This is a genomic window from Frankia sp. AiPa1, assembly GCF_023243075.1.
Lineage (GTDB): Bacteria > Actinomycetota > Actinomycetes > Frankiales > Frankiaceae > Frankia.
In genome coordinates this window covers 1-2,750 of sequence record NZ_JALKFZ020000087.1, presented here as the reverse complement: position 1 = coordinate 2,750, position 2,750 = coordinate 1, and the positions used below count along the sequence as shown (strand labels likewise).

Genomic DNA, 2,750 nt, shown 5'->3' with positions numbered 1-2,750 from the left:
GGTGTCCGGGTCCGACCGGTGTCCGGGTCCGACCGGTGTCCGGGTCCGACCGGTGTCCGGGTCCGACCGGTGTCCGGGTCCGACCGGTGTCCGGTCCGGGTCCGGGTCCCGACAGCCTCGCGACCCAGCGGGTTCGGTAAGGCAGTCTTTGCACTACTGTGCCGTACACATCCCGCTTGTCCTACTCTCTTGACCGCTGCCGCGCTCCTGTACTGTTCCCTCCCTCCCTCCCTCCTCCCTCCACACCCACTCACCCCGCCACCCAGCGCCACCCAGCGCCTGCCATCCAGCGCCCATGGAGCATGATGATCACCGCGAGTCGTCCGGCCGGGCATGCGAGATCTTGAGCCGAGCGACCCGCGTCTGGTCGGCCCGTACACGCTGCAGGCGCGCCTCGGTGAAGGCGGAATGGGACGGGTCTTCTTGGCGCACTCGCCGTCCGGGCGGCTGACCGCGGTCAAGCTGATCCGCCCGGAGCTCGCCGACGACGAGATGTTCCGGGACCGTTTCCGCCGGGAGGTCGCCGTCGCGCGCCTGGTCAGCGGCGCGTTCACCGCGCCCGTCCTGGACGCCGACCCCGACGCCCCCACGCCGTGGCTGGCCACCCAGTACGTCGCCGGGCCCGCGCTGGACGAGGCGGTCGCTCAGAACGGCCCGTTCTCGCCGCGGGTGCTGCGCAAGCTGGGCGCCGGCATCCTCGAGGCGCTCATCGACGTTCACCGCGCCGGGCTGGTCCACCGCGACCTCAAACCGAGCAACGTCCTGCTCGCCGCCGACGGCCCGCGTCTGATCGACTTCGGGATCGCCCGCGCCGCCGACCACACCGAGCTCACCCGCTCGGGCGACCTCATCGGGACGGCCGCGTACATGTCGCCCGAGCAGGCCAGTGGGAAGGAGGCCGGCCCCGAGAGCGATGTGTTCGCCTTCGGCGCCGTGCTGCTGTTCGCCGCGACCGGACGCAGCCCGTTCGGCGGTGGCACCCCCGCCGCCGTCCTGTACCGGATCGTGCACGGCGAGCCGGATCTCACCGATGTGCCCACGGAGCTCTCGGAGTTCGTCCGCTCCTGCCTGGTGAAGGAACCCGGCGATCGGCCCGCCCCCGCGGAGCTGCTGAACTGGATCACCGCAGGGATGCGGGCGGCCGGACCCGCCTGGCCCGCGGGGGTCACCCGTCTGCTCGACGAACGCGCCGCCGAGACGAGCGCCCAACTGCCCCGCACCGCGGTCCTGCCACCGACCTCGCCGCCACGGGCGGCGGTCCCAGCGCCGGCGGGAACTCCGCCGCCACCTGCCCGGATACCACCACCGCCCTGGACACCGTCTCCAGACCGGGCCCCATTCCCGGCGGGCCCCCCGTCACCGGCCGGGACCCCCTCAGAGGCCAGGCCGCCCGCGTCTCCCCCGCCCGGGTCGCGTCCCGGGCGGATGCCAGCGGCACCGGCGACGCCACCGGCACCACCGGCCTTCGCGGCGGGGGTGGCGGTCTTTCCGGGGCGCTGGCGGATGTTCCTGGCTGTCGGGCTGGTCATCGTTCTCGTCACCGGGGGCTGGGCCCTCTGGGCGGTCACGGCGATCGGCTCCGCTCTGGCCAACCACGCCGTTCACACCCATGAGGAGACCGGCGACGAGCTGATCAGGGCGGGCTTCGTCCTGATCTGGAGCCTGCTGCTCATGCCCCTGGGCCTGTGGCGGGTGCGCTACGGTCTGCACCGGCCGGCCCTGTCGATCGGCCCGCACGGCATCCACGCCGAGGTCGGCGGCCGCCACGTCGACCTCGGCTGGGCGCACATCGCCCGCGCGGACGTGATCCCGCTCGGCCGCGGGCAGGTCCTGGCCGTCTGGCCCGCGGTCCCGGGTACGTCGTGGGCGCTGGGCGGCCGCCGGGCGCTGCGCCGACCGCGCGGGCGCTACCGCTGCTTCCGACGCCACCACGCGCTCGGCTGCGACATCATCATGGACGTCGCCCTGCTGCGGGCAAGCCCGTCGCGTGAGATCCGCACCGCGCTGGGCGCGGTCCCACGCCGCTGATCTCGCCCGGCCGCGCCTCCCGCGTCAGGGCAACCGTGACACGGGGCGCAGGGCGACGGGAGCGACGACCTCGTCGAGCAGCCAGACCGGGCGGTCGGGCTCGGCGGGATCAGCACCGAACCAGGTGGGAGGGGTGGCGGCACGGTCCAGCAGGGCCTCGGCCTCGGGCGGGAGCCAGCGGACGTGATCCCACTCGGCCGACGCCAGGTCCTGGCCGTCTGGCCCGCCGTCCCGGAGACGTCATGGGCGCTGCGGGGCCGCCGGGCGCTGCGCCGACCACGTGGGCGCTATCGCTTGCTGTTTCCGGCGCCACCACGCCCTCGGCTGCGACATCATCATGGACCTCGCTCTGTTACGGGGAAGCCCGTCCCGCGAGGTCCGCGCGGCGCTGGGCGCGATCCCCCGCCCATGACCGCAGCGGAGCGCGACCTCGTCCGGTTCCGCCCGGCCCGCACCCCGCGATCCTCTTCGTGTCAGAGCCGTGATCGTGTCTGTCCCACAGCCCCTGACACGCGCGGCGGACTAAAGGGGCGTCCCAGGCCGTAGAGATCACTGGCGTTCCCAGCGGCCCCCGCCCCGACGCCTCCACCGCCTGCGCGAGGCGGCGAGGTTCCTGGCGGTGCGGAGAGTGTCGGGATGCTCCGGGCCGAGAGTCCGACGGCGGCGCTCCAGTGTCTCCTCCAACAGCGATCTGGCAGCGTGATGATCGCCAAGCCAGGACA

At 73.9% G+C, this 2,750-nt stretch carries 2 protein-coding genes; one reads left to right on the top strand and one right to left on the bottom strand.

Annotated features, from left to right (window positions below; translation table 11 throughout):
* Positions 1–333 precede the first annotated feature (333 nt).
* Positions 334–2,028, top strand: coding sequence for a serine/threonine-protein kinase (locus MXD95_RS07575; protein WP_285223553.1), 1,695 nt, complete (start codon positions 334–336; stop codon positions 2,026–2,028).
* A gap of 549 nt (positions 2,029–2,577) precedes the next feature.
* Here the strand turns inward: MXD95_RS07575 and MXD95_RS07570 are convergent.
* Positions 2,578–2,750: tetratricopeptide repeat protein (locus MXD95_RS07570; protein ID WP_285223554.1), on the bottom strand; the 173-nt coding region annotated here is incomplete at its 5' end.

Coding starts and splice junctions, on each gene's coding strand:
- MXD95_RS07575 (WP_285223553.1), top strand. CDS start 334: ATGCGAGATCTTGAGCCGAGCGACCCGCGTCTGGTCGGCCCGTACACG.